This window comes from Streptomyces sp. NPDC057271 (genome assembly GCF_042668715.1).
Lineage (GTDB): Bacteria > Actinomycetota > Actinomycetes > Streptomycetales > Streptomycetaceae > Streptomyces.
The window spans coordinates 57,932-77,679 of the sequence record NZ_JBHUYJ010000004.1; the positions used below are offsets into that span (position 1 = coordinate 57,932).

General features: G+C 72.1%; 19 protein-coding genes and 5 tRNA genes. 16 read left to right on the top strand and 8 right to left on the bottom strand.

Going from position 1 to position 19,748, the window contains the following annotated elements:
• Window positions 1-92 precede the first annotated feature (92 nt).
• From ACFUJR_RS02955 to ACFUJR_RS02980, 6 genes are all read left to right on the top strand, one after another.
• Complete coding sequence (locus ACFUJR_RS02955) at window positions 93-815, top strand: HAD family hydrolase (RefSeq protein WP_383170767.1); 723 nt, start codon at window positions 93-95, stop codon at window positions 813-815.
• A 93-nt stretch (window positions 816-908) separates the two neighbouring features.
• Window positions 909-980, top strand: a tRNA-Gln gene (locus ACFUJR_RS02960).
• 40 nt (window positions 981-1,020) lie between these two features.
• Window positions 1,021-1,093, top strand: a tRNA-Glu gene (locus ACFUJR_RS02965).
• A gap of 61 nt (window positions 1,094-1,154) precedes the next feature.
• Window positions 1,155-1,230: transfer RNA gene (locus tag ACFUJR_RS02970), tRNA-Glu, on the top strand.
• Between the two features lie 18 nt (window positions 1,231-1,248).
• Window positions 1,249-1,320 (top strand) — tRNA-Gln (locus tag ACFUJR_RS02975).
• A gap of 43 nt (window positions 1,321-1,363) precedes the next feature.
• Window positions 1,364-1,439: transfer RNA gene (locus tag ACFUJR_RS02980), tRNA-Glu, on the top strand.
• A 126-nt stretch (window positions 1,440-1,565) separates the two neighbouring features.
• On the opposite strand, the gene ndgR is transcribed toward ACFUJR_RS02980, so the two are convergent.
• Window positions 1,566-2,282 (bottom strand): IclR family transcriptional regulator NdgR, encoded by a 717-nt coding sequence (gene ndgR / locus ACFUJR_RS02985; protein WP_005311436.1) that lies wholly within the window; start codon window positions 2,280-2,282, stop codon window positions 1,566-1,568.
• Window positions 2,283-2,422: 140 nt separating this feature from the next.
• Between ndgR and leuC the strand changes: the two genes are divergently transcribed.
• From leuC to ACFUJR_RS03005, 4 genes are all read left to right on the top strand, one after another.
• Window positions 2,423-3,847, top strand: coding sequence for a 3-isopropylmalate dehydratase large subunit (gene leuC / locus ACFUJR_RS02990; protein ID WP_383170770.1), 1,425 nt, complete (start codon window positions 2,423-2,425; stop codon window positions 3,845-3,847).
• 6 nt (window positions 3,848-3,853) lie between these two features.
• Window positions 3,854-4,447 (top strand): 3-isopropylmalate dehydratase small subunit, encoded by a 594-nt coding sequence (gene leuD / locus ACFUJR_RS02995; protein ID WP_352190338.1) that lies wholly within the window; start codon window positions 3,854-3,856, stop codon window positions 4,445-4,447.
• Window positions 4,448-4,551: 104 nt separating this feature from the next.
• Window positions 4,552-4,779 (top strand): hypothetical protein, encoded by a 228-nt coding sequence (locus ACFUJR_RS03000; protein ID WP_383170774.1) that lies wholly within the window; start codon window positions 4,552-4,554, stop codon window positions 4,777-4,779.
• Between the two features lie 143 nt (window positions 4,780-4,922).
• Window positions 4,923-5,591 carry an HU family DNA-binding protein gene (locus tag ACFUJR_RS03005; protein WP_383170777.1) on the top strand — a complete coding sequence of 223 codons (669 nt, stop codon included), beginning with the start codon at window positions 4,923-4,925 and terminating at the stop codon, window positions 5,589-5,591.
• Between the two features lie 207 nt (window positions 5,592-5,798).
• Here the strand turns inward: ACFUJR_RS03005 and ACFUJR_RS03010 are convergent, their stop codons facing one another.
• Both ACFUJR_RS03010 and cofC read right to left on the bottom strand, forming a co-directional pair.
• Window positions 5,799-6,008: a hypothetical protein gene (locus ACFUJR_RS03010; protein WP_383170780.1), complete on the bottom strand. Its 210-nt coding sequence runs from the start codon at window positions 6,006-6,008 to the stop codon at window positions 5,799-5,801.
• Between the two features lie 10 nt (window positions 6,009-6,018).
• Entirely contained in the window at window positions 6,019-6,681 is a 663-nt protein-coding gene (gene cofC, locus ACFUJR_RS03015; RefSeq protein WP_383170782.1) for a 2-phospho-L-lactate guanylyltransferase, read from the bottom strand.
• Window positions 6,682-6,843: 162 nt separating this feature from the next.
• On the opposite strand from cofC, the gene ACFUJR_RS03020 reads away from it, so the two are divergent.
• From ACFUJR_RS03020 to ACFUJR_RS03030, 3 genes are all read left to right on the top strand, one after another.
• Window positions 6,844-7,596: a lysophospholipid acyltransferase family protein gene (locus ACFUJR_RS03020; RefSeq protein WP_383170785.1), complete on the top strand. Its 753-nt coding sequence runs from the start codon at window positions 6,844-6,846 to the stop codon at window positions 7,594-7,596.
• Entirely contained in the window at window positions 7,593-8,594 is a 1,002-nt protein-coding gene (locus ACFUJR_RS03025; protein ID WP_383170787.1) for an NAD(P)H-dependent glycerol-3-phosphate dehydrogenase, read from the top strand. Before ACFUJR_RS03020 ends, ACFUJR_RS03025 begins: the two co-directional genes overlap by 4 nt.
• Window positions 8,595-8,683: 89 nt before the next feature.
• Entirely contained in the window at window positions 8,684-9,823 is a 1,140-nt protein-coding gene (locus ACFUJR_RS03030; RefSeq protein WP_352190332.1) for a D-alanine--D-alanine ligase family protein, read from the top strand.
• Window positions 9,824-9,832: 9 nt separating this feature from the next.
• Here ACFUJR_RS03030 and ACFUJR_RS03035 read toward each other — a convergent pair whose 3' ends face one another.
• Together ACFUJR_RS03035 and ACFUJR_RS03040 are read right to left on the bottom strand one after the other, a co-directional pair.
• The gene (locus tag ACFUJR_RS03035) at window positions 9,833-10,327 is read right to left on the bottom strand and encodes a DUF3515 domain-containing protein (protein WP_383170840.1); all 495 of its coding nucleotides are present in this window, start codon (window positions 10,325-10,327) and stop codon (window positions 9,833-9,835) included.
• 23 nt (window positions 10,328-10,350) lie between these two features.
• The gene (locus ACFUJR_RS03040) at window positions 10,351-10,584 is read right to left on the bottom strand and encodes an Lrp/AsnC ligand binding domain-containing protein (protein WP_352190331.1); all 234 of its coding nucleotides are present in this window, start codon (window positions 10,582-10,584) and stop codon (window positions 10,351-10,353) included.
• 185 nt (window positions 10,585-10,769) lie between these two features.
• Here ACFUJR_RS03040 and ACFUJR_RS03045 point away from each other — a divergent pair, with 185 nt between their 5' ends.
• Both ACFUJR_RS03045 and thiD read left to right on the top strand, forming a co-directional pair.
• Entirely contained in the window at window positions 10,770-11,732 is a 963-nt protein-coding gene (locus ACFUJR_RS03045) for a thiamine-phosphate kinase (protein WP_383170791.1), read from the top strand.
• Window positions 11,729-12,544: a bifunctional hydroxymethylpyrimidine kinase/phosphomethylpyrimidine kinase gene (gene thiD, locus ACFUJR_RS03050; RefSeq protein ID WP_383170794.1), complete on the top strand. Its 816-nt coding sequence runs from the start codon at window positions 11,729-11,731 to the stop codon at window positions 12,542-12,544. Before ACFUJR_RS03045 ends, thiD begins: the two co-directional genes overlap by 4 nt.
• A gap of 127 nt (window positions 12,545-12,671) precedes the next feature.
• On the opposite strand, the gene rpmB is transcribed toward thiD, so the two are convergent.
• Window positions 12,672-12,857, bottom strand: coding sequence for a 50S ribosomal protein L28 (gene rpmB, locus ACFUJR_RS03055; RefSeq protein WP_003957616.1), 186 nt, complete (start codon window positions 12,855-12,857; stop codon window positions 12,672-12,674).
• Window positions 12,858-13,097: 240 nt separating this feature from the next.
• Here rpmB and ACFUJR_RS03060 point away from each other — a divergent pair, with 240 nt between their 5' ends.
• Window positions 13,098-14,678 carry a DAK2 domain-containing protein gene (locus tag ACFUJR_RS03060; protein ID WP_383170843.1) on the top strand — a complete coding sequence of 527 codons (1,581 nt, stop codon included), beginning with the start codon at window positions 13,098-13,100 and terminating at the stop codon, window positions 14,676-14,678.
• Window positions 14,679-15,040: 362 nt separating this feature from the next.
• On the opposite strand, the gene ACFUJR_RS03065 is transcribed toward ACFUJR_RS03060, so the two are convergent.
• Together ACFUJR_RS03065 and ACFUJR_RS03070 are read right to left on the bottom strand one after the other, a co-directional pair.
• On the bottom strand, window positions 15,041-17,908 hold the full coding sequence (locus tag ACFUJR_RS03065; RefSeq protein WP_383170797.1) for a tetratricopeptide repeat protein: 2,868 nt from the start codon (window positions 17,906-17,908) through the stop codon (window positions 15,041-15,043).
• The gene (locus ACFUJR_RS03070) at window positions 17,905-19,716 is read right to left on the bottom strand and encodes an HSP90 family protein (protein WP_383170800.1); all 1,812 of its coding nucleotides are present in this window, start codon (window positions 19,714-19,716) and stop codon (window positions 17,905-17,907) included. The genes ACFUJR_RS03065 and ACFUJR_RS03070 overlap by 4 nt, the downstream gene beginning before the upstream one ends.
• Window positions 19,717-19,748 lie beyond the last annotated feature (32 nt).

Genomic DNA, 19,748 nt, shown 5'->3' on the forward strand with positions numbered 1-19,748 from the left:
TCTGCGACCTCTCGCCGGCGGAGCCTTCCCCGGCACCGAGGACGAGGACTGATCGACCACGTCCGAACGGGCGGGGGGAGTACGGTCGAGCCATGGCCATCCGTGCGGTCCTCTGGGACGTGGACGACACGATCTTCGACTACTCGCGTGCCGACCTGGCCGGCATGCGCGACCACCTCGCGGCCGAGGGCCTGGTGGACGGATTCGACTCCGTCGACCAGGCCCTCCGTCGTTGGCATGAGATCACGGTCGTCCACTGGCGGCGCTTCGAGGCCGGTGGCGTGGACTTCCACGAGCAGCGGCGCGAGCGGGTGCGGGCGTTCCTCTCGGTGCCCGGCCTGGTCGCCGCGGAGGCCGACGCCTGGTTCGAGCGGTATCTCGCGCACTACGAGGCGGCCTGGGAGCTCTTTCCCGACGCCGTCCCCGTGCTCGACCTGCTCGCGGGTGACTACCGTCACGCCGTCCTGTCGAACGCCTCGATCCACAACCAGGACCGCAAGCTGCGGGTGCTGGGCGTACGGGACCGCTTCGAGGCCGTCGTCTGCGCCGCGGAGCTCGGGGTCGCCAAGCCGGCCGCGGAGGCCTTCCACGCCGCCTGCGCCGCCCTCCAGCTGGCCCCGGAGGAGGTGGCGTACGTCGGCGACCAGCCGGACATCGACGCCCTGGGCGCGGACGGGGCGGGCCTGCGGGGCATCTGGCTGGACCGGGCCGGGACCGGCGGACGGCCCGAGCTGACCCGGATCACCGACCTCCACCAGCTCCCCGGACTGCTGCGCGGGGATACCCGTTTTGGAGCGCCGGACACCTTCGGGTAATGTTCTTCCTGCGCCGAGGGGAGCAAGCCGAAAGGCAGAAACCCACGAAGCGCAACCCGAACAAGATCCCCCATGGCGGGGATCGAGTTTTGGTGGCCTATGGTGTAATTGGCAGCACGACTGATTCTGGTTCAGTTAGTCTAGGTTCGAGTCCTGGTAGGCCAGCTCGCAGAGCTCATCTGCATCCGCGGATCTGATCCGCAAAGCCCCCGTTGTGTAGCGGCCTAGCACGCTGCCCTCTCAAGGCAGTAGCGCCGGTTCGAATCCGGTCGGGGGTACAGATCCTTCCCGCGGGATCACCTGGGTCGCACCCGGTGAACCCGATGCAGGATCGCTAGGGCCCCCGTTGTGTAGCGGCCTAGCACGCCGCCCTCTCAAGGCGGTAGCGCCGGTTCGAATCCGGTCGGGGGTACCAACTGGTCTCAACCACCAGTGGCCTATGGTGTAATTGGCAGCACGACTGATTCTGGTTCAGTTAGTCTAGGTTCGAGTCCTGGTAGGCCAGCGTAGTAAAATCATGCGATTCCGTCGCGTGGTTTAAAGATCTTGCCCCCGTTGTGTAGCGGCCTAGCACGCCGCCCTCTCAAGGCGGTAGCGCCGGTTCGAATCCGGTCGGGGGTACCAAGCGAAGAAGCCCTTCCCTTCGGGGGAGGGCTTCTTCGTCGTCTCGGACGTGAGCGCACAACTCCGGCCCACCGCTGCGGCGTTGAAGCGGTGGGCCGGTCGTAGGGGCAGGAGGGGTGAAGCGCGTCAGCCGTTGCGGCGGAGCGCCTCGGAGAGGCGGGCGGCGGCGTCGATGACCGCCTGGGCGTGCATACGGCCAGGGTGGCGCGTCAGGCGCTCGATCGGCCCGGAGACCGACACGGCGGCCACCACGCGGTTCGAGGGGCCGCGTACGGGTGCGGAGACGGACGCGACGCCCGGCTCCCGCTCGCCGATCGACTGGGCCCACCCGCGGCGCCGTACGCCCGAGAGGGCCGTCGCCGTGAAGCGGGCACCCTGAAGGCCGCGGTGGAGCCGCTCGGGCTCCTCCCAGGCCATCAGGATCTGCGCCGAGGAGCCCGCCTTCATCGTCAGCGTGGAGCCGACCGGCACCGTGTCCCGAAGGCCGGACAGCCGCTCGGCCGCCGCCACGCAGATGCGCATGTCACCCTGGCGCCGGTAGAGCTGGGCGCTCTCGCCGGTGACATCGCGCAGATGCGTCAGTACCGGGCCCGCCGTGGCGAGCAGGCGGTCCTCACCGGCCGCGGCGGCGAGCTCCGCCAGGCGCGGTCCGAGGATGAACCGGCCCTGCATGTCGCGCGCCACCATCCGGTGGTGTTCCAGTGCCACGGCGAGGCGATGTGCCGTGGGTCTTGCGAGTCCCGTCGCCGCGACCAGACCTGCGAGGGTGGCCGGACCGGACTCCAGGGCGCTCAGGACAAGGGCTGCCTTGTCGAGAACACCCACGCCGCTAGAGTTGTCCATGCAACGATATTCACGTCTCACTCTGTGAAACGCAAGTTCAATTTTCCAGGGATCTTGCGACCCTGGTGAGGCGGCCGCACAACGGCTCGCGAAACGGGTCTCTAGTTGTGCCGACGCAGACGTCGGCCGGAGGGAAAGCGATGGGTAGGACACTCGCGGAGAAGGTCTGGGACGACCACGTCGTCCGGCGCGCCGAGGGCGAGCCCGACCTCCTCTTCATCGATCTGCACCTGCTGCACGAGGTGACCAGCCCCCAGGCGTTCGACGGCCTGCGTCAGAACGGCCGGCAGGTGCGGCGCCTCGACCTCACCATCGCCACCGAGGACCACAACACCCCGACCCTCGACATCGACAAGCCGATCGCCGACCCGGTCTCCCGCGCCCAGTTGGAGACGCTGCGGAAGAACTGCGCCGAGTTCGGCGTACGGCTGCACCCGCTGGGCGACGTCGAGCAGGGCGTCGTCCACGTCGTGGGCCCGCAGCTGGGCCTGACCCAGCCCGGCACCACCGTGGTCTGCGGCGACTCCCACACCTCCACGCACGGCGCCTTCGGCGCCCTGGCGTTCGGCATCGGCACCAGCCAGGTCGAGCACGTCCTGGCCACCCAGACGCTGCCGCTGGCCCGCCCCAAGACCATGGCGATCACGATCGACGGCGAGCTGCCCGAGGACGTCACCGCCAAGGACCTGATCCTGGCGATCATCGCCAAGATCGGCACCGGCGGCGGCCAGGGCTACGTCCTGGAGTACCGCGGCTCCGCCATCGAGAAGCTCTCGATGGAGGCCCGGATGACCATCTGCAACATGTCGATCGAGGCCGGCGCCCGCGCGGGCATGATCGCCCCGGACGAGACCACCTTCGCGTACCTGAAGGGCCGCGCCCACGCCCCCGAGGGCGAGGACTGGGACGCCGCCGTCGCGTACTGGAAGACCCTGAAGTCCGACGAGGACGCGGTCTTCGACGCCGAGGTGGTCATCGACGCCGCCTCTCTGGCGCCGTTCGTCACGTGGGGCACCAACCCCGGCCAGGGCGCGCCGCTTTCGGCGAACGTCCCCGACCCGGCTTCGTACGAAGACGCTTCGGAGCGCCTGGCCGCCGAAAAGGCCCTGGAGTACATGGGGTTGACCGCCGGACAGCCGCTGCGCGACATCAGGGTCGACACCGTCTTCGTAGGCTCCTGCACCAACGGCCGCATCGAGGACCTGCGCAACGCCGCCGCCCTCCTGGAGGGCCGCAAGGTCGCCGACGGCGTCCGGATGCTGGTCGTCCCCGGCTCGGTGCGCGTCGCCCTGCAGGCCGTCGAGGAGGGCCTGGACAAGGTCTTCAAGGAGTCCGGCGCCGAATGGCGGCACGCGGGCTGCTCGATGTGTCTGGGCATGAACCCCGACCAACTGGCGCCCGGTGAGCGCTCCGCGTCCACCTCCAACCGCAACTTCGAGGGCCGGCAGGGCAAGGGCGGCCGTACCCACCTGGTCTCGCCCCAGGTCGCCGCCGCCACCGCCGTACTGGGCCACCTGGCCTCCCCGGCCGATCTGTCCGACGTCGCTACGCCCGCGGGGGTCTGAGGAACCATGGAAGCTTTCACCACGCACACCGGCCGGGCCGTCCCGCTGCGCCGCAGCAACGTCGACACCGACCAGATCATCCCCGCGCACTGGCTGAAGAAGGTCACCCGCGACGGCTTCGAGGACGGGCTGTTCGAGGCCTGGCGCAAGGACTCCGAGTTCGTGCTCAACCGCCCCGAGCGGCAGGGCGCCACGGTCCTGGTGGCCGGCCCCGACTTCGGCACCGGCTCCTCCCGTGAGCACGCCGTCTGGGCGCTGCAGAACTACGGCTTCAAGACCGTCATCTCCTCCCGCTTCGCCGACATCTTCCGCGGCAACTCGCTGAAGAACGGTCTGCTGACGGTGGTCCTCGACCAGCCCACCGTGGACGCCCTCTGGGAGCTGACCGAGGCCGACCCGACGGCCGAAATCACTGTTGACTTGGAGCGCCGCAAGGTGCTGGCGGCAGGGATCGACGCCGACTTCGAGCTCGACGAGAACGCCCGCTGGCGTCTCCTGAACGGCCTCGACGACATCAGCCTCACCCTTCAGAACGAAGCCGACATCGCCGCCTACGAGGCGTCGAGGCCGGCCTTCAAGCCCCGTACAATTACGGCCTGAGCAGCGCTTTTCCACGACTGCGCCCCCCGCCCTCCGGTGGGGGGCGCAGTCGCTTGTTGAGACCCCGTCGGGCGACAACTCGCCCTAGATGGCACAATCGGTGCATGGAACGCGACAGCCAACTCGAGCTCTACGAGGCAGTCGCCGCCCGATTGAAGGAAGCGCACACAAAAGTGCGCGCACTGCAAGTCCCGGAGGGCGTAAGGATGGCGCTGTCCCGGAAGCTGCTGGTCGTCACGGCAGCGGCGAAGCACGATCTCGCGGACGCGGCAACGCGTCTCGACCGGTTGATGAAGGACCTCGACGAGGGCCGATTCCCTGAAGACGACTGACACCAGGAACTCCGCAACGGGACTTCCGCGTTGCGGCACTAGGGTGATTAGCCCGTTTCGTGTTTGATTTGCGGTATATACATGCCTAACGTGCGAAAAAGCTTGAACACTTTCGTTCTGGCAATGTCTCCGAAGGGGAAGACGTGAACAAGGCGCAGCTCGTAGAAGCGATTGCCGACAAGATGGGCGGTCGCCAGCAGGCGGCCGACGCCGTCGACCACGTGCTCGACGCCATCGTGCGTGCCGTGGTCTCCGGAGACCGGGTGTCGGTCACCGGCTTCGGCTCGTTCGAGAAGGTCGACCGCCCGGCCCGGTACGCCCGCAACCCGCAGACGGGTGAGCGTGTGCGGGTCAAGAAGACCTCGGTTCCGCGCTTCCGTGCGGGTCAGGGCTTCAAGGACCTGGTCAGCGGCTCGAAGAAGCTCCCCAAGGGTGGCGAGGTCGCGGTCAAGAAGGCGCCCAAGGGCAGCCTGATGGGCGGCGCCTCGGCGACCGTGAAGAAGGCGGCGGCCAAGAAGGCCACCACCGCCAAGAAGGCGGCCGCGAAGAAGGCCGCCCCGGCGAAGAAGACCGCCGTCAAGAAGACCACGGCGGCGAAGAAGACCGCCGTCAAGAAGACCACCGCGGCGGCCAAGAAGACCACGGCGGCGGCGAAGAAGGCGACCCCGGCGAAGAAGACCACCACCGCGGCGGCCAAGAAGACCACCGCCAAGAAGACCGCGCCGGCGAAGAAGGCCACGGCGAAGAAGGCGCCCGCCAAGAAGACGACGGCGCGCAAGACCACCGCCAAGAAGACCGCCGCGAAGAAGTAGGAGTAAGCGGCACAAGGGTCGAGGGCCACTCACACGCCGGGCCGGGCTCCCCTCGGGGAGCCCGGCCCGCGGCGCGTCCACACGTTCTCCGACCGCGCCCCACGCCCTGCTCGGCCGCGGTCCCACGCCCTCTGCGGCGTCATCCCGCACCCTGTCAGGCCGTCGACCGGCGCACCCTGTCCGGCCCAGTGGCGCCGGACCGGTCGCTCAGAGGGTCTGCAGCGTCACCAGTGTGATCCGCAACCCCGCGCCGGCCGCGCCGGGCTCCGTCTCGATCCGCACCCGCTGCCCCGGACGCAGCAGCCGCAGCCCGCCCGCGTCGAAGGCATCGGCCCCGAACTCCACCGGGGTGCCGTCGTCGAGCAGCACACTGCCGCTGCGGGTCTCGGGGTCGTACGTGTACGCGGTCGCCTGCATGGGCCGCAGCCTATCCGGCCGCGCGATCGCCGGCCGCACGATCCCAGCGTGCGGCCGTCCGTGGGCCGATCCCCAACGCCAGTGCGGCCGCCAGATCCTCACCGGTGTCCACGTCCCGGCGTACGGAATCCACCCCGGTCAGTCTGATTTCCACCGCCCCCGACGACAAATGCCTGAGCCGCGAAGCACCTCCGAAAGCGGGCGCCAATTCCACCCCCGGGCCCGCCGAGAGGAATGTCGTACCTATTTCGGCGGCATCCGCGAGAAATGTCCGGGGGAATTCACGGGCCGCTTCCAGGACCCGGGCGAGCTCCCCCGGCCGCAGCGCGGGGAGGTCCGCGTTCAGCGCCGCCACGCGCGCGTGGGGGCGGGCGTCCCGTACCGCCTGCGCCCCGTGCGCCAGCGCCGCGTTGAGCCCGGCGGCCGGGGAGTCGGGCACGATCCGCGCCCCGAGCGCCGCCAGTGCCGCCGCGGCAGCCTGATCATCCGTGACGACCGCCACATCCCGCACCCGCCCGCACTGCAGCGCCGCGGCCACCGTGTCCTGCGCGAACGCGAGCGCGAGCCGTGGACGCAAGCCGTTCCCGGCGGTCGCGGCGAGCCTGCTCTTCGCCCGAGCAAGGGGCTTCAGGGGCACGACCAGGGACCAGCGGTCGTCCGGATCGATGTTCATCGCGGCCCATTGTGACCCGACACCACGCTCCCGCGTCCGACGGGCCGGAGAGCCCGGCGCCCGGCGCCCGCGCGATCCCGGGGCGTACGGTGTTCTCGACAGACCAGGAGCATGGGGCGACACTTGGCCCCCTGCACGCCAGTCCCAGAGGAAGGTGCACGAGTGTCCCGCCGCAGAATCGGCTTCTGGTACCGCCTGGCGGCGGTCATCGCCAAACCCCCACTGGTGGTTCTGTTCAAGCGGGACTGGCGCGGAACGGAACACATTCCGGCCGACGGCGGATTCATCACCGCCGTCAATCACAACTCGTATCTGGACCCGCTGTCCTACGCGCATTTCCAGTACAACACCGGACGTGTCCCGCGCTTTCTCGCCAAGGCCGCCCTCTTCAAGGGCTCGTTCGTCGGCACCATGCTGCGCGGCACCGGACAGATCCCCGTCTACCGCGAGACGACCAACGCCCTGGACGCCTTCCGGGCCGCCGTCGAGGCCATCGAGCGCGGCGAGTGCGTCGCCTTCTACCCCGAGGGCACCCTCACCCGCGACCCCGAGATGTGGCCCATGGCGGGCAAGACCGGCGCCGCCCGCGTCGCGCTCCTCACCAAGGCCCCGGTCATCCCGGTCGCCCAGTGGGGCGCCAACCTCGCGATGCCTCCGTACGCCAAGGAGAACAAGCTCAGCCTGTTCCCGCGCAAGACGCTGATCGTGCAGGCCGGTCCGCCCGTCGACCTCTCCCGCTTCCACGACCTGGAGCCCACGCCCGAGGTGCTGCGAGAGGCGACCGAGGTCATCATGGCGGCGATCACGTCGCTTCTGGAGGACGTCCGGGGCGAGAAGGCGCCGACCGAGCCGTACGACCACCGCAAGGCGCGACTGGAGCAGCGGCGCAAGGCCGCCGGGGAGGGCATGAAGTGACCAAGGCAGCCGTATTCGGAACCGGGTCCTGGGGTACCGCCTTCGGCATGGTGCTCGCCGACGCGGGCTGCGACGTGACGCTCTGGGGCCGCCGCGCCGAGCTCGTCGAAGCCGTCAACACGACCCGCACCAACCCCGACTACCTCCCGGGTGTCGAACTCCCCGCGAACGTCAGGGCCACCACCGACCCGGCCGAGGCCGCCCACGGCGCCGACTTCACCGTCCTCGTCGTGCCCTCGCAGACCCTCCGCGCCAACCTCGCCGAGTGGGCCCCCAAGCTGGCCCCCGACACCGTCCTCGTCTCCCTGATGAAGGGCGTCGAACTCGGCACCGCCGAGCGGATGAGCGAGGTCATCATGGAGGTCGCCGACGTGCCCGCCGAGCGCGTCGCCGTCCTGACCGGTCCCAACCTGGCCAAGGAGATCGCCGCCCGGCAGCCCGCCGGTGCCGTCGTCGCCTGCGCCGACGAATCGGTCGCGCAGCGGCTCCAGACCGCTTGCATGACCCCGTACTTCCGCCCGTACACCAGCACCGACGTCGTCGGCTGCGAGCTCGGCGGCGCGGTCAAGAACGTCATCGGGCTCGCCGTCGGCATCGCCAACGGCATGGGTCTCGGTGACAACTCCAAGGCCACGCTCATCACCCGCGGCCTCGCCGAGACCACCCGGCTCGGTCTCGCGATGGGCGCCGACCCGCTCACCTTCTCCGGCCTCGCCGGCCTCGGTGACCTGGTCGCCACCTGCTCCTCGCCGCTCTCCCGGAACAACACCTTCGGCACCAACCTGGGCCGCGGGATGACCCTGGAGGAGACCATCGCGGCGACCAAGCAGACCGCGGAGGGCGTCAAGTCCTGCGAGTCAGTGCTCGATCTGGCCCGCCGCCACGGGGTCGACATGCCGATCACCGAGACGGTCGTCTCGATCGTCCACGAGGGCAAGCCGCCGATCGTCGCCCTCAAGGAACTGATGTCGCGCAGCGCCAAGTCCGAACGCCGCTGAGACGGTGCCGGGACGGATGCCGGCCCGGACGCGCGCGGCGGGCCGGGGCTCTTAAGCGGATCGAACACGCAAGGTACGCTCAACGCGATATGAGCGAGAACACCCAGAGCCCCCGCAAGCCGCGCGTGGCCGTCGTCTTCGGCGGACGCAGCTCCGAGCACGCCATCTCCGTCGTCACGGCCGGTGCCGTCCTCAAGGCCATCGACCGGACCAAGTACGACGTGCTGCCCATCGGCATCACCACGGACGGGCGCTGGGCGCTGACCGCCGACGCCCCCGAGCGGATGGCGATCGCCGACCGCACCCTGCCGAACGTCACGGACCTCGCCGAGTCCGAGCAGGGCGGCGTGGTCCTCTCCGTCGACCCGGCCAACCGTGAGGTCGTGTACACCGAGCCCGGCTCCGTGCCGAAGGCCCTGGGCGAGGTCGATGTCGTCTTTCCGATGCTGCACGGCCCGTACGGCGAGGACGGCACCCTCCAGGGCCTCCTGGAACTCTCCGGCGTCCCCTACGTCGGCGCGGGCGTCCTCGCCTCCGCCGTCGGCCAGGACAAGGAGTACATGAAGCGGGTGTTCACGTCCTTCGGGCTGCCCGTCGGCCCGTACGAGGTCATCCGGCCGCGCGAGTGGGAGCAGAGCCCCGCGGCCGCCCGCAAGAAGATCGTCGAGTTCGCCGCCGACCACGGCTGGCCGCTCTTCGTGAAGCCGGCCCGCGGCGGCTCGTCCATGGGCATCACCAAGGTCGACGACCTCTCGGGTCTGGACGAGGCCATCGAGGAGGCCCGGCGCCACGACCCCAAGATCCTCGTCGAGTCGCTGCTGCGCGGCCGTGAGATCGAGTGCGGTGTCCTGGAGTTCGAGGACGGCCCGCGCGCGAGCGTGCCGGCGGAGATCCCGCCCGTCACCGACCACGACTTCTACGACTTCGAGGCCAAGTACATCGACTCGGCGTCCGGCCTCGTCCCCGCGCCGATCGGCGACGAGGCCACCGCGGAGGTCCAGCGGCTCGCGGTCGCCGCGTACGAGGCCGTCTCCTGCGAGGGTCTGGTCCGCGCCGACTTCTTCCTCACCGAGGACGGCGAGTTCGTGATCAACGAGATCAACACCATGCCGGGCTTCACCCCGATCTCCATGTACCCGCGCATGTGGCAGGAGAGCGGTGTCGGCTACCCCGAGCTGGTGGACCGCCTGATCCAGGCGGCCCTCAACCGCTCCACGGGCCTGCGCTAGCGGAAGGCGCTAGTCGCACTCCGGTTCCAGGGCGCAGGGAACGGTCTTCTGCACGGGGGCGGCGAGATCGACGAGCGGTCCGATGTCATGGGCGTACCGCTCGTCGAGACTCACCTCGATGTACGTCTCGCGATACACCGAGGTGAACCGGGGGCCGTCGCCCTCCCGCTGCTCCAGCATCCAGCGCACGCCGTCCACCGAGACGCCCTGCGTCTGCGGATCGCTCATCTTCTCGGGCCGGGGGACCCCGCAGCGCAGTACGATCGCCGCATCCCCCCACCCGGCGGTCAGCTCGGAGCCCGGCTCAGGATCGTTCCGTTCCAGACCCGCCACGGTGTCGGGAAGTTCCTTCGCCAGAGCCTGGCAGAGGGTCGCCTCCCCGGCCGGCGGGCTGGGAACCGGGATCGAAGCCTTCGCGTCCGTGGAGGAGCAGCCCGCGGCAGTCAGCAGCAGCAACGCGGCCGCGACGGCGGCGGGCAGGCCGAAGGGCCGGTGAGAAGACATCACCGGCCAAGGGTAGACGGGGGCTACAGATGCACGACCGGGCAGGTGAGGGTCCGCGTGATGCCTTCCACTTGCTGGACCTTGGCGACCACCATGCGGCCGAGTTCGTCGACCGTGTCGGCCTGGGCGCGGACGATGACGTCGTACGGGCCCGTCACGTCTTCCGCCTGGATCACTCCCGCGATCTTGGAGATGGTCTCGGCGACGGTCGACGCCTTGCCCACCTCGGTCTGGATGAGGATGTACGCCTGTACCACGGAACCTCCAGGGCGGCCACGAGGATCTTGTGGGAGAAAGAGACGCCACGGTACCGCGTCGCCGCGGGCCGCGGGGAGACCTGCGTGCCCCGAGGCGCCCACAGTGTGGCGTAGACAAGACAGCAGTTGACGGTCTAGACGGTTCCTCATTGACGGTACCGCACGACAACACGAGGTGAGACGCGGTGAAGGGCACAGTAGGAGAGTTGGGGGAGTTCGGGCTCATCAGAGAGCTCACCTCCCGGCTCACCTCCACCCCGGCGGTGCGGATCGGACCCGGCGACGACGCCGCGGTCGTCTCCGCACCCGACCGGCGCGTGGTGGCCAGTACGGACATCCTGCTCGAAGGGCGTCACTTCCGCCGCGACTGGTCGACGGCGTACGACGTCGGCCGCAAGGCCGCCGCGCAGAACCTCGCCGACATCGCCGCCATGGGCGCCGTCCCCACGGCGCTCCTCCTCGGCCTGGTCGTCCCGGCCGAACTCCCGGTCACCTGGCCGGCCGAGCTGATGGACGGCCTGCGGGACGAGTGCCAGGTCGCGGGCGCGGCCGTCGTCGGTGGCGATGTCGTCCGCGGCGACACCATCACCGTCGCCATCACCGCCCTCGGAGACCTGCGCAACCACGACCCGGTGACCCGGGGCGGAGCCCAGCCGGGCGACGTCGTCGCGTACACGGGCTGGCTCGGCTGGTCCGCGGCCGGCTACGCGGTGCTCTCCCGCGGCTTCCGCTCCCCGCGCGCCTTCGTCGAGGCCCACCGGCGGCCCGAGCCGCCCTACCACGCGGGCCCCGCGGCCGCCGGTCTCGGCGCCACCGCCATGTGCGACGTCAGCGACGGGCTCATCGCCGACCTCGGCCACATCGCCGAGGCCAGCAAGGTCCGCATCGACCTGCGCTCGGGACTCATCGACATCCCCACCCAGATGAACGACATCGGCCAGGCCGTGGGTGTGGACCCGCTGCAGTGGGTGCTCACCGGGGGAGAGGACCACGCGATCGTGGCCACCTTCCCGCCGGACGTGAAGCTGCCGGCCCGCTGGAAGGTCATCGGCGAGGTCCTGAACCCCTCCGCGCTGCCGCAGGTCACCGTGGACGGGGCGCCCTGGCACAGCACGGGCGGCTGGGACCACTTCGGGGGCCACGAATGACGCCGCCGCCGCTCGTCCTGACCGTCGCCGGATCCGACTCCGGCGGCGGCGCGGGCATCCAGGCCGACCTGAAGACGATGCTCGCCCTGGGCGTCCACGGCATGAGCGTGATCACCGCCGTCACCGCGCAGAACTCCCAGGGCGTGCGAGGCGCCTGGGAGCTGCCCGAGGAGGCCGTACGGGCCCAGTACCGCGCCGTCGTCGACGACATCGGCGTCCAGGCCGTCAAGACCGGCATGCTGGCCTCCGCCGCGCTGGTGGAGACGGTCGCGGAGCTTCTCGCCGGGACGGACGCCCCCGTCGTCGTGGACCCGGTCGGCGTCTCCAAGCACGGCGACCCGCTGCTCGCGGCCTCGGCGCTGGACTCCGTACGGACGAAGCTGCTGCCGGTCGCCACCGTCGCCACGCCCAACCTGGACGAGGTGGCGCAGCTCACAGGCGTACGGGTCGGCTCGGAGGCGGATCTCCGGGAGGCCGCGGCGGCGATCCTGTCGTACGGGCCGCGCTGGGCGCTCATCAAGGGCGGGCATCTCGACGGGTACGCAGGGCGGGCGGGCGGGAACGAGGCCGTGGACCTGCTCACCGACGGCGGCGAGGAGCACTGGCTGCGCGCGCCGCGCCACGACAACCGGCACACCCACGGCACGGGCTGCACGCTCGCCTCGGCGGTCGCGTCGGGTCTCGCGAAGGGGCTCGCCGTACCGGAGGCGGTGCGGGAGGCGAAGGCGTACGTGACCGGGGCGATCGCGGCCGGGTTCGCGCTCGGCGCGGGGATCGGCCCGGTGGACCACGGCTGGCGGTTCCGCGCCTAGCGGGTCGCGCTCCGGCGGGTCGCGCCGCCGGGGCGCCGGCCCCCGGGCATGGCGAAAGGCCGGTTCACCAAGGTGAACCGGCCTTTCAAGGCAACCGCAGGGGCTGCGCTACGACGAAACGTCGGCGTTAGCGCGAGACCTTGCCGGCCTTGATGCACGAGGTGCAGACGTTGAGCCGCTTCGGCGTCCGACCGACCACGGCACGCACACGCTGGATGTTCGGGTTCCAGCGACGAGACGTACGGCGGTGCGAGTGCGAAATGTTGTTGCCGAAGCCCGGCCCCTTGCCGCAGACGTCGCAGTTGGCAGCCACGGGTCACTCCAAAGACTTCAGATTTACAGTGAAATCCGGCGCACCGGAATCAGAGTTCTGAAGTGGCTTGCCGGGGGAATGGCCCGACTCTCGCCGGGCAACCGAAGCAGCATACAACGGCTGCTCCCGTAGAACGAAACTACCACGGACATCGCGGCCCCCGCCCCGGCCCCAGGTCACGAGCGGGTCTACCCTGCGGTGAGCTCACCCCGGACGGCCGCCAAGCAGGAGGATCACCAGTTGCCGCAGACCGCGCAGACCCTGGACGCCGCGGCGGTCCGATCCTGGTGTGTACGGGCGCTGGACGCGCTCGGCCGGGAGCGCGAGGAGATCGACGCGATCAACGTCTATCCGATCGCCGACGGGGACACCGGAACGAACCTGTACCTGACGGTCGAGTCCGCGGCCCAGGCGGTCGAGGCGGTCTTCGCCGCGGACGATCCCGACGCGGGTGAGGCCGTACGCGCCATGGCGCACGGCGCCCTGATCGGGGCCCGGGGCAACTCCGGAACGATTCTCTCGCAGCTCCTGCGCGGCATGGCGTCCGTGCTCGCCGACGGGCGGGACGGTGATCACCTCGCCCGCGCCCTGACGGCGGCGGCCCGCGCGGCCCGGGAGGCCGTGGCGCACCCGGTCGAGGGAACGATCCTGACCGTGGCGACGGCGGCGGCGGACGCGTGCGGGGGAGGCGGAAGCCTGGTGGCGGTGGCCAGAGGGGCGTACGAGGGGGCCAGGACGGCCCTGGAGGCGACCCCCGGCCAGCTGGCCGTCCTGGAGCGCGCGGGCGTCGTGGACGCGGGCGGACGCGGTCTGGTGGCGGTCCTCGGGGCGCTGGTGGAGACCGTGTCGGGCGAGGCGCAGCTCCGCCCGCCGAGCCGGGCGGTGCCCGCCTCCTCGCCGGAGGACTGCGCCCCGAAGGGCGGCCCGGCCTTCGAGGTGATCTACCTCCTGGAGGCCGACGACGCGGCTGTGGGCCGGCTGCGGACCAGGCTGGACGCGCTCGGCGACTCCCTGGTCGTGGTCGGCGGGGACGGACTGTGGAACGTGCACGTCCATGTCGACGACGCGGGGGCGGCCGTGGAGGCGGGCGTGGAGGCGGGTCGTCCGTACCGGATCCGTATCACGCACTTCGCGGGCGCCTCGGAGGCCCGGGAGCGGCTGCAGCGGGCGGTCGTGGCGGTCGTCCCGGGCGAGGGGCTCGCCGGCCTGTGCGCGGAGGCGGGTGCGACGACGGTGCTGGCCGGTCCGGGGGCGCCGCCGGCGAGCGGGGACCTGGTCGACGCGATCCGGCGGGCCCACGCGCGCGAGGTGGTGCTGCTGCCCAACGACACCGACCTGCGCCACACGGCGGGCGCGGCGGCCGAGCAGGCCCGCGCGGAGGGCATCCGGGTCGCCCTGATCCCGACCCGGGCGGCCGTCCAGGGCATCGCGGCGCTGGCCGTCCACGAGCCGGACCGGCGCTTCGACGAGGACGTCGTGGCGATGACCGCGGCGGCGGGCGCGACCCGCTACGCGGAACTCGCCGTCGCCGAACGCCAGTCCTTCACCTCGGCCGGCGTCTGTCAGGCCGGCGACGTCCTCGGCCTGATCGAGGGCGACGTGGCGGTCATCGGCCAGGACCTCGCCGAGACGGCCCGCACGGTCCTGGACCGCATGCTCTCGGCGGGCGGCGAACTGGTGACCCTGATCGTCTCGGACGAGACCCCGCCGTCCCTGTCGGAGTCCCTGGAACGCCACGTCCGCGAGACGTACCTGGCAGTGGACACCGCCACGTACCACGCGGGCGCGGGAGCCCCACCACTCCTGATCGGCGTGGAATAACCGCGGCCCGAGCCGTGCCCCACGGCGGGCGCGCAACGGCCCGCGCCGAGCTCCCACGGACGGCGCGGGTGTGCGGGCCGGGGCCGTGCTGGTCCCTCGCGGCGCGAAGTCGCGGCGCGTCCGGGCGCGTGTGGCCCGCGTCGGCGCCTCGCGGGGCGACGCCACGGCACAGGCTTGCGGGCTGGGGCCGTGCTGGTCCCTGGCGGCGCGAAGTCGCGGCGCGTCCGGGCGCGTGTGGCCCGCGTCGGCGCCTCGCGGGGCGGAGCCGCCGCCACCGCGCAGGGGGTTCGGGGGCGGAGCCGCCGTTCCCGTCAGGGTTTCGGGGAGGGGCGGGGTGGGGAGTCTCCGCCCCACCCCACCCGTCACGAACTCGCCCGTTCCAGGACCGACTGCGCCTCCGCCCGGCGTGCCGGGGCCGGGGGGTCCGCTGTCGTGGCGTACTCCGCCAGGACGCCCCGCGCAAGCGTCACCGCCGGCGACGGGTCGTCCAGGCCCAGGTGGAGCCAGGCCGACAGGAGCTCCGCGGCCGTGCGGGGGTCGCGGTGCTCGGGGCCCGCCTCGGTGAAGGCCGAGACCGCCCGCGTCGCGTACGACAGCGCCGCCCCCGCGTCCGTCTCCCCGAGCAGCTCCGCCGCCTGGAGGTACGTGTCCCCCCGCGCCACCACGTCCGCCCCGCACGCCTCGACCGCCGCGTCCATCAGCGCCCGGCCCTCCCCGTCCGCGCCCGCGATCCAGGCCCGGACCCGCAGGGTCCGTACATACGCCGCCGTGTCGCCCAGCGCGCTCCACAGCTCGCCCGCCCGTTCGTACGCCGCCGCGGCCTCCGGCCGCAGCTCCGCCGCGAGCAGCGCCTGCGCCGCCAGGTTCGCGAGCATCGCGTGATCCCGCTGATCCGGCCACGCCTTCGCCAGCTCCGCCGCGCGCAGCCACTGCTCCGCCGCCGCCCGGGGTTCGTTCAGCTTCGAGAGGCAGTCGCCGAGCCACCACAGCGTCTGGACGACCATCCCTCCCCCCAGGGCTTCGTCCTGGGGGGACCCCCAGCCGTGCTCCTCCACCGACAGGTCCGGCAGGACCGCCTCCAGAACCGCCGCGGCCTCCTCGACCCGCGACTCCCGAAGCAGCCAACCGCCCAGCTGATGCCGGGCGTACGCGCCGATGCCCCGGCTCTCGCCCGCCTCGTCGGCCCAGTGCGCCGCCTCCAGGGCGTGCGCCGCCGCCTCGCCGAACCGTCCCGCCTCGGCGAGGACTTCGGCGAGCTGGAGCCTGAGCCGGGTCTGCCCGGCCGCGTCGGCGTGCTCGGCACCGTGGTCGAGGGCCGCCCGGGCCGCCCGTTCGGCCGTCTCCAGGTCACCCCTGTGCAGGGCGATCCGCGAGAGCCGGGCCTCCGGCTCCACCGCGTACCAGGGCATCCCGGCCCGGTGGTACAGCTCCGCCGCGCACGTGTACTGCCGGGCCGCCGCCTCCGCGTCCCCCTCGTGCGCGGCCAGATCGCCCCGTACGGCCTCGGCCTCGGCGACCCGGTCCACGACCAGCGGATCGTCGGCGTACGGCGCGGTGAAGGCCAGCAGCTCGTCCACGGCCCGCGCCAGCTCCCCGGCGCCGTCGTGGCCGGATCCGTCGTGGCCGTCGCCGTCATGGCCGGCGCCGTCGTCCGTGTGCAGCCGCAGCAGCCCGATCCGCACCCGGCTCAGCAGTGCCCCCGCCGCCTGCCGGGGCGTGGCCGCGCCCTCCGCGTGCAGCGCGAGCACCCGGCCGATCGCCTCGTCGACCCCCTCCGCCGCCTCCGTCACCCGGCCGTCGAGCGCGAGCGCGTACGCCGCCCTGGCCCGGGCGGCCGCCGCTTCACCCCGCTCGCCGGCCGACTCGTAGCCCTCCGCCGCCCGGTGGAACAGGCCGACCGACTCCGCCGGACCGAGGTCCATCGCCATGGCCCGGTGGTCGTCGAGCTCGGCCCGCCCGAGCGCGTCCAGGTCGACCTCGGCGGCCTCCACCGCCACCCACGCGGCACGCGCGGCCGGATTCCGCTCCGACGACAGCCGGCGCGCCTCCGCGAGCAGGTCACGCGGCTCCGCCGCCTCCGGCACTCGCGCGTGCGCCGGCCTCGGCACCGGACCCGCCGCCCGTACCCCCAGCGGCAGCCGGTCCAGGAGCGGCTGAGCGTCCATCCGGGCCCGTACGAGCTCGCCGACCCGTCCCGTCCCGTTGCGTTCGTCGAAGCGGCGGGCGATCGCCAGCGCCTCCCCGCGCGCGTGGGCGGCCAGTTCGGCCGCGGTCCACGGCGCGTCCCCGGCCCGCGCGGGCCCCGGGACCGACTGCCCGCCGAGCCCCAGCGTCACCAGCCGGTCCAGGAGAAGCGCCGTCACGGCCAGGAAGTCCATGTGGCTGTCCGGATCGCCGCCGTCGGTGAGGTACGCCGGCCGCTCCGCCAGGATCTCCAGACCCCGCGCCTCGTTGCCGGTCAGCGCGCAGAACTCGATGTGCTCCGCCGCCGCACCGCGCATGCTCTCCATCGGCCGCACCAGCCGGTAGCCCCGCAGATGGTGGGCGCGGGCCTCGTCGATCCGGCCGAGCCGCACCAGCGGCAGCAGCGAGGAGGCCAGGACCGCGTGCGGCTCGTGCGCGCAGGTGTGCTCGCCCGCAAGGACCGGCGCCCAGGTCCGCAGGGCCTGCTCGTCGTCGCCGAGCTCCACCGACCACACGCCCTGCCCGTGCAGTTCGCAGGCGAGGCAGTCCGCCATCCGGTCCCGCTCGGCCGCCAGCCACGCCGCGTACGCCCGCCCGGCCCGCTCCAGGTCGCCGATGTGCCGCGCCACCCGGAACTCACCCTGCCGCACGGCCCGTTCGGAGTGCCCCGCCAGCCGGTAGCGGTGCTCCATCTCGCCGAGCCACTTCTCGATCGACGCGAGCGGGATATGGGGCTGGTCGAGCATGCCGCTGGAGACCCACTTGAAGACCCAGTGCAGGGAGTGCGTCTCGTAGGCGTCGAAGTCCGCCGGGTTGTCGTCCCACATCCGCAGCAGCCGCGAGAAGGGCACGAACATCTTCGCCTTCTCGGAGCTGTAGTTGTACGCCTGGAGCTGATGGCCCAGCGCCTCGACGACGGCCGGCGGCTCGCCGATCAGCTCGGCCTCGGCGAGGAGCTGCTCGGCGCGCGCGTTGCGCGCGGGTCCCTCCGGCTGCTGGGCGTTGTCCCGCATCGCCTCGCGGAGGGCCTCGAAGGTCAGGGTCATGCGTCGTTCTCCCCGTGGTGTGCGGCCCAGGCGAGCAGCCCCGCGAAAGCCCGGTTGAGCAGTGCCGAGTCCGCCGGGCGCAGCGGCCGCTGCGCCATCAGCAGGGCCTGCCCGTACAGCGCCTCGACGGCCGTCCCCGCCAGCTCCGGGTCGTCCAGCGAACCGATCCGGCGGATCAGCGGATTCAGGTGGTTGAGGACCAGCCGGGCCCTCGGCGCGCTGCCGCGCAGCGAGCCGAGGATGCCGGCCCACAGGTCGTCCGCCCGCTCCTCGGCCTCCGCCCGGGCCTGCTCGTGGCGGGCCGCCCGGTCGTCCAGGTGCAGCGCGGGCACGGTCAGCGGGTGGAAGGAGCGCAGCGACACGTCGCAGCCCAGCGGGTCCAGGGCGGCGCGCGCCACCGACAGGAACGACGAGAGGGCCAGCTCCTGCGCCGGGTCGACCGAGTCGAGATGCGCGGTCACCGTGTCGGCGTCGAGCTCCGCGACGACGGTGCCGGGACGGACCTCGGGGAGACGCTCGACCAGCTCCGTGTCGTACGTGTAGCCGCCGTTGACCACGCCGATGCCCTGAGCGGTCGCGATCGCGGCGACCTGCCGGTACTCCTCGACGGTCCGGGTGTAGTGCACGACCGGGTGGCGGCGGGCGAACTCCTCCAGCGAGAGCCGGCCGTCCGTCGTCTCGAACGGCAGCCACGGCAGCATCGTCCGCAGCATCTCGCCGTCGTGCCGGGCCAGCGACTTCACCCCGAGGTGGTGCACGGCCAGGAACTCCTCCAGACGCTCCGGGGCGCCGGCGGCCAGCTCGTCCAGCCAGTTCCGTACGGCGGCGCCCAGGGCGTCCCGTACGCCCGCCAGCGTCTCGTCCTCGTACAGCGCCTCGCGCGACGCGGTCGGCCGCAGACAGTCCGTGTCGAGGACGCAGCGCACGAAGAACGCCCAGTCGGGCAGCAACCCGTCGGCCCGTTCGGTGAGCAGCATTCCCTTGAGGTGGACCCGGTGGCCGGCGCGCTGGGCGGGGCTGACGGCCGACGGAAGGACGTACGCCACCCCCCGGATCCCGGCCAGCGGAAGATCCAGGTCGATCGAGTCGAGCGGGGTGAAGCCGAAGACGTCCCGGCAGTGCCCGGCGAGTGCGACCCGCCGGGCCGCGGGGCTCGGATACGAGCGGTCCCAGGGCGCGGGCAGATCGGTGACCGGCGCGTCCCCCACCCGTACTTCGTACGGAAGGAGCGAACCGTACTCGCGCGCCAGCGCGAGGACCCGCTCCTCGGTCAGCCACTCGCCGGAACCGGGGCGCGCGGTGAGGTGCACGGTGGTGCCCGGCTCGGTACGCGCGCCGTCCGGGAGCGTGCGGACGGTGTACGAACCGTCGTCGCGTGCCGTCCACTCGACCGGCGGGGCGGTGGGCGTACGGGCGCTGCGGCTGACCACCCGGATCTCGGCGGCGACCACGAAACAGGCGAGCAGCCCGATGCCGAACTGCCCCAGGAACTCGGTCCTGGCGCTCGCGATGCCGGCGGCGTCCGCCCGCTTCGAACTGCGACCGATCGTGGCCAGCAGGCTGTGGACGTCCTGCTCGGTCAGCCCGATGCCGCTGTCCTCGACGCGCAGGCTGCCGCCGTCCGCGTACAGCCGGACCCGTGCCGGGCCGTCCGGCTCCTCGGCGCGGCGCGCGGTGATCGCGTCCACCGCGTTCTGCAGCAGTTCGCGCAGGTAGACCCGGGGGCTCGAATAGAGGTGGTGGGAGAGGAGATCCACGAGTCCGCGCAGATCGACCTGGAAGGTGTGCGGTGTCTGATCAGCAGTCATCGTCGCTGCGCCGGTGGGGGAGAGACGACGGC

Excerpts from the sequence above, each read along its gene's own strand:
- ACFUJR_RS02955 (WP_383170767.1), top strand. The coding sequence starts at position 93 with ATGGCCATCCGTGCGGTCCTCTGGGACGTGGACGACACGATCTTCGAC.
- ndgR (WP_005311436.1), bottom strand. The coding sequence starts at position 2,282 with ATGGACAACTCTAGCGGCGTGGGTGTTCTCGACAAGGCAGCCCTTGTC.
- leuC (WP_383170770.1), top strand. The coding sequence starts at position 2,423 with ATGGGTAGGACACTCGCGGAGAAGGTCTGGGACGACCACGTCGTCCGG.
- leuD (WP_352190338.1), top strand. The coding sequence starts at position 3,854 with ATGGAAGCTTTCACCACGCACACCGGCCGGGCCGTCCCGCTGCGCCGC.
- ACFUJR_RS03000 (WP_383170774.1), top strand. The coding sequence starts at position 4,552 with ATGGAACGCGACAGCCAACTCGAGCTCTACGAGGCAGTCGCCGCCCGA.
- ACFUJR_RS03010 (WP_383170780.1), bottom strand. The coding sequence starts at position 6,008 with ATGCAGGCGACCGCGTACACGTACGACCCCGAGACCCGCAGCGGCAGT.
- cofC (WP_383170782.1), bottom strand. The coding sequence starts at position 6,681 with ATGAACATCGATCCGGACGACCGCTGGTCCCTGGTCGTGCCCCTGAAG.
- ACFUJR_RS03030 (WP_352190332.1), top strand. The coding sequence starts at position 8,684 with ATGAGCGAGAACACCCAGAGCCCCCGCAAGCCGCGCGTGGCCGTCGTC.
- ACFUJR_RS03035 (WP_383170840.1), bottom strand. The coding sequence starts at position 10,327 with ATGTCTTCTCACCGGCCCTTCGGCCTGCCCGCCGCCGTCGCGGCCGCG.
- thiD (WP_383170794.1), top strand. The coding sequence starts at position 11,729 with ATGACGCCGCCGCCGCTCGTCCTGACCGTCGCCGGATCCGACTCCGGC.
- ACFUJR_RS03065 (WP_383170797.1), bottom strand. The coding sequence starts at position 17,908 with ATGACCCTGACCTTCGAGGCCCTCCGCGAGGCGATGCGGGACAACGCC.
- ACFUJR_RS03070 (WP_383170800.1), bottom strand. The coding sequence starts at position 19,716 with ATGACTGCTGATCAGACACCGCACACCTTCCAGGTCGATCTGCGCGGA.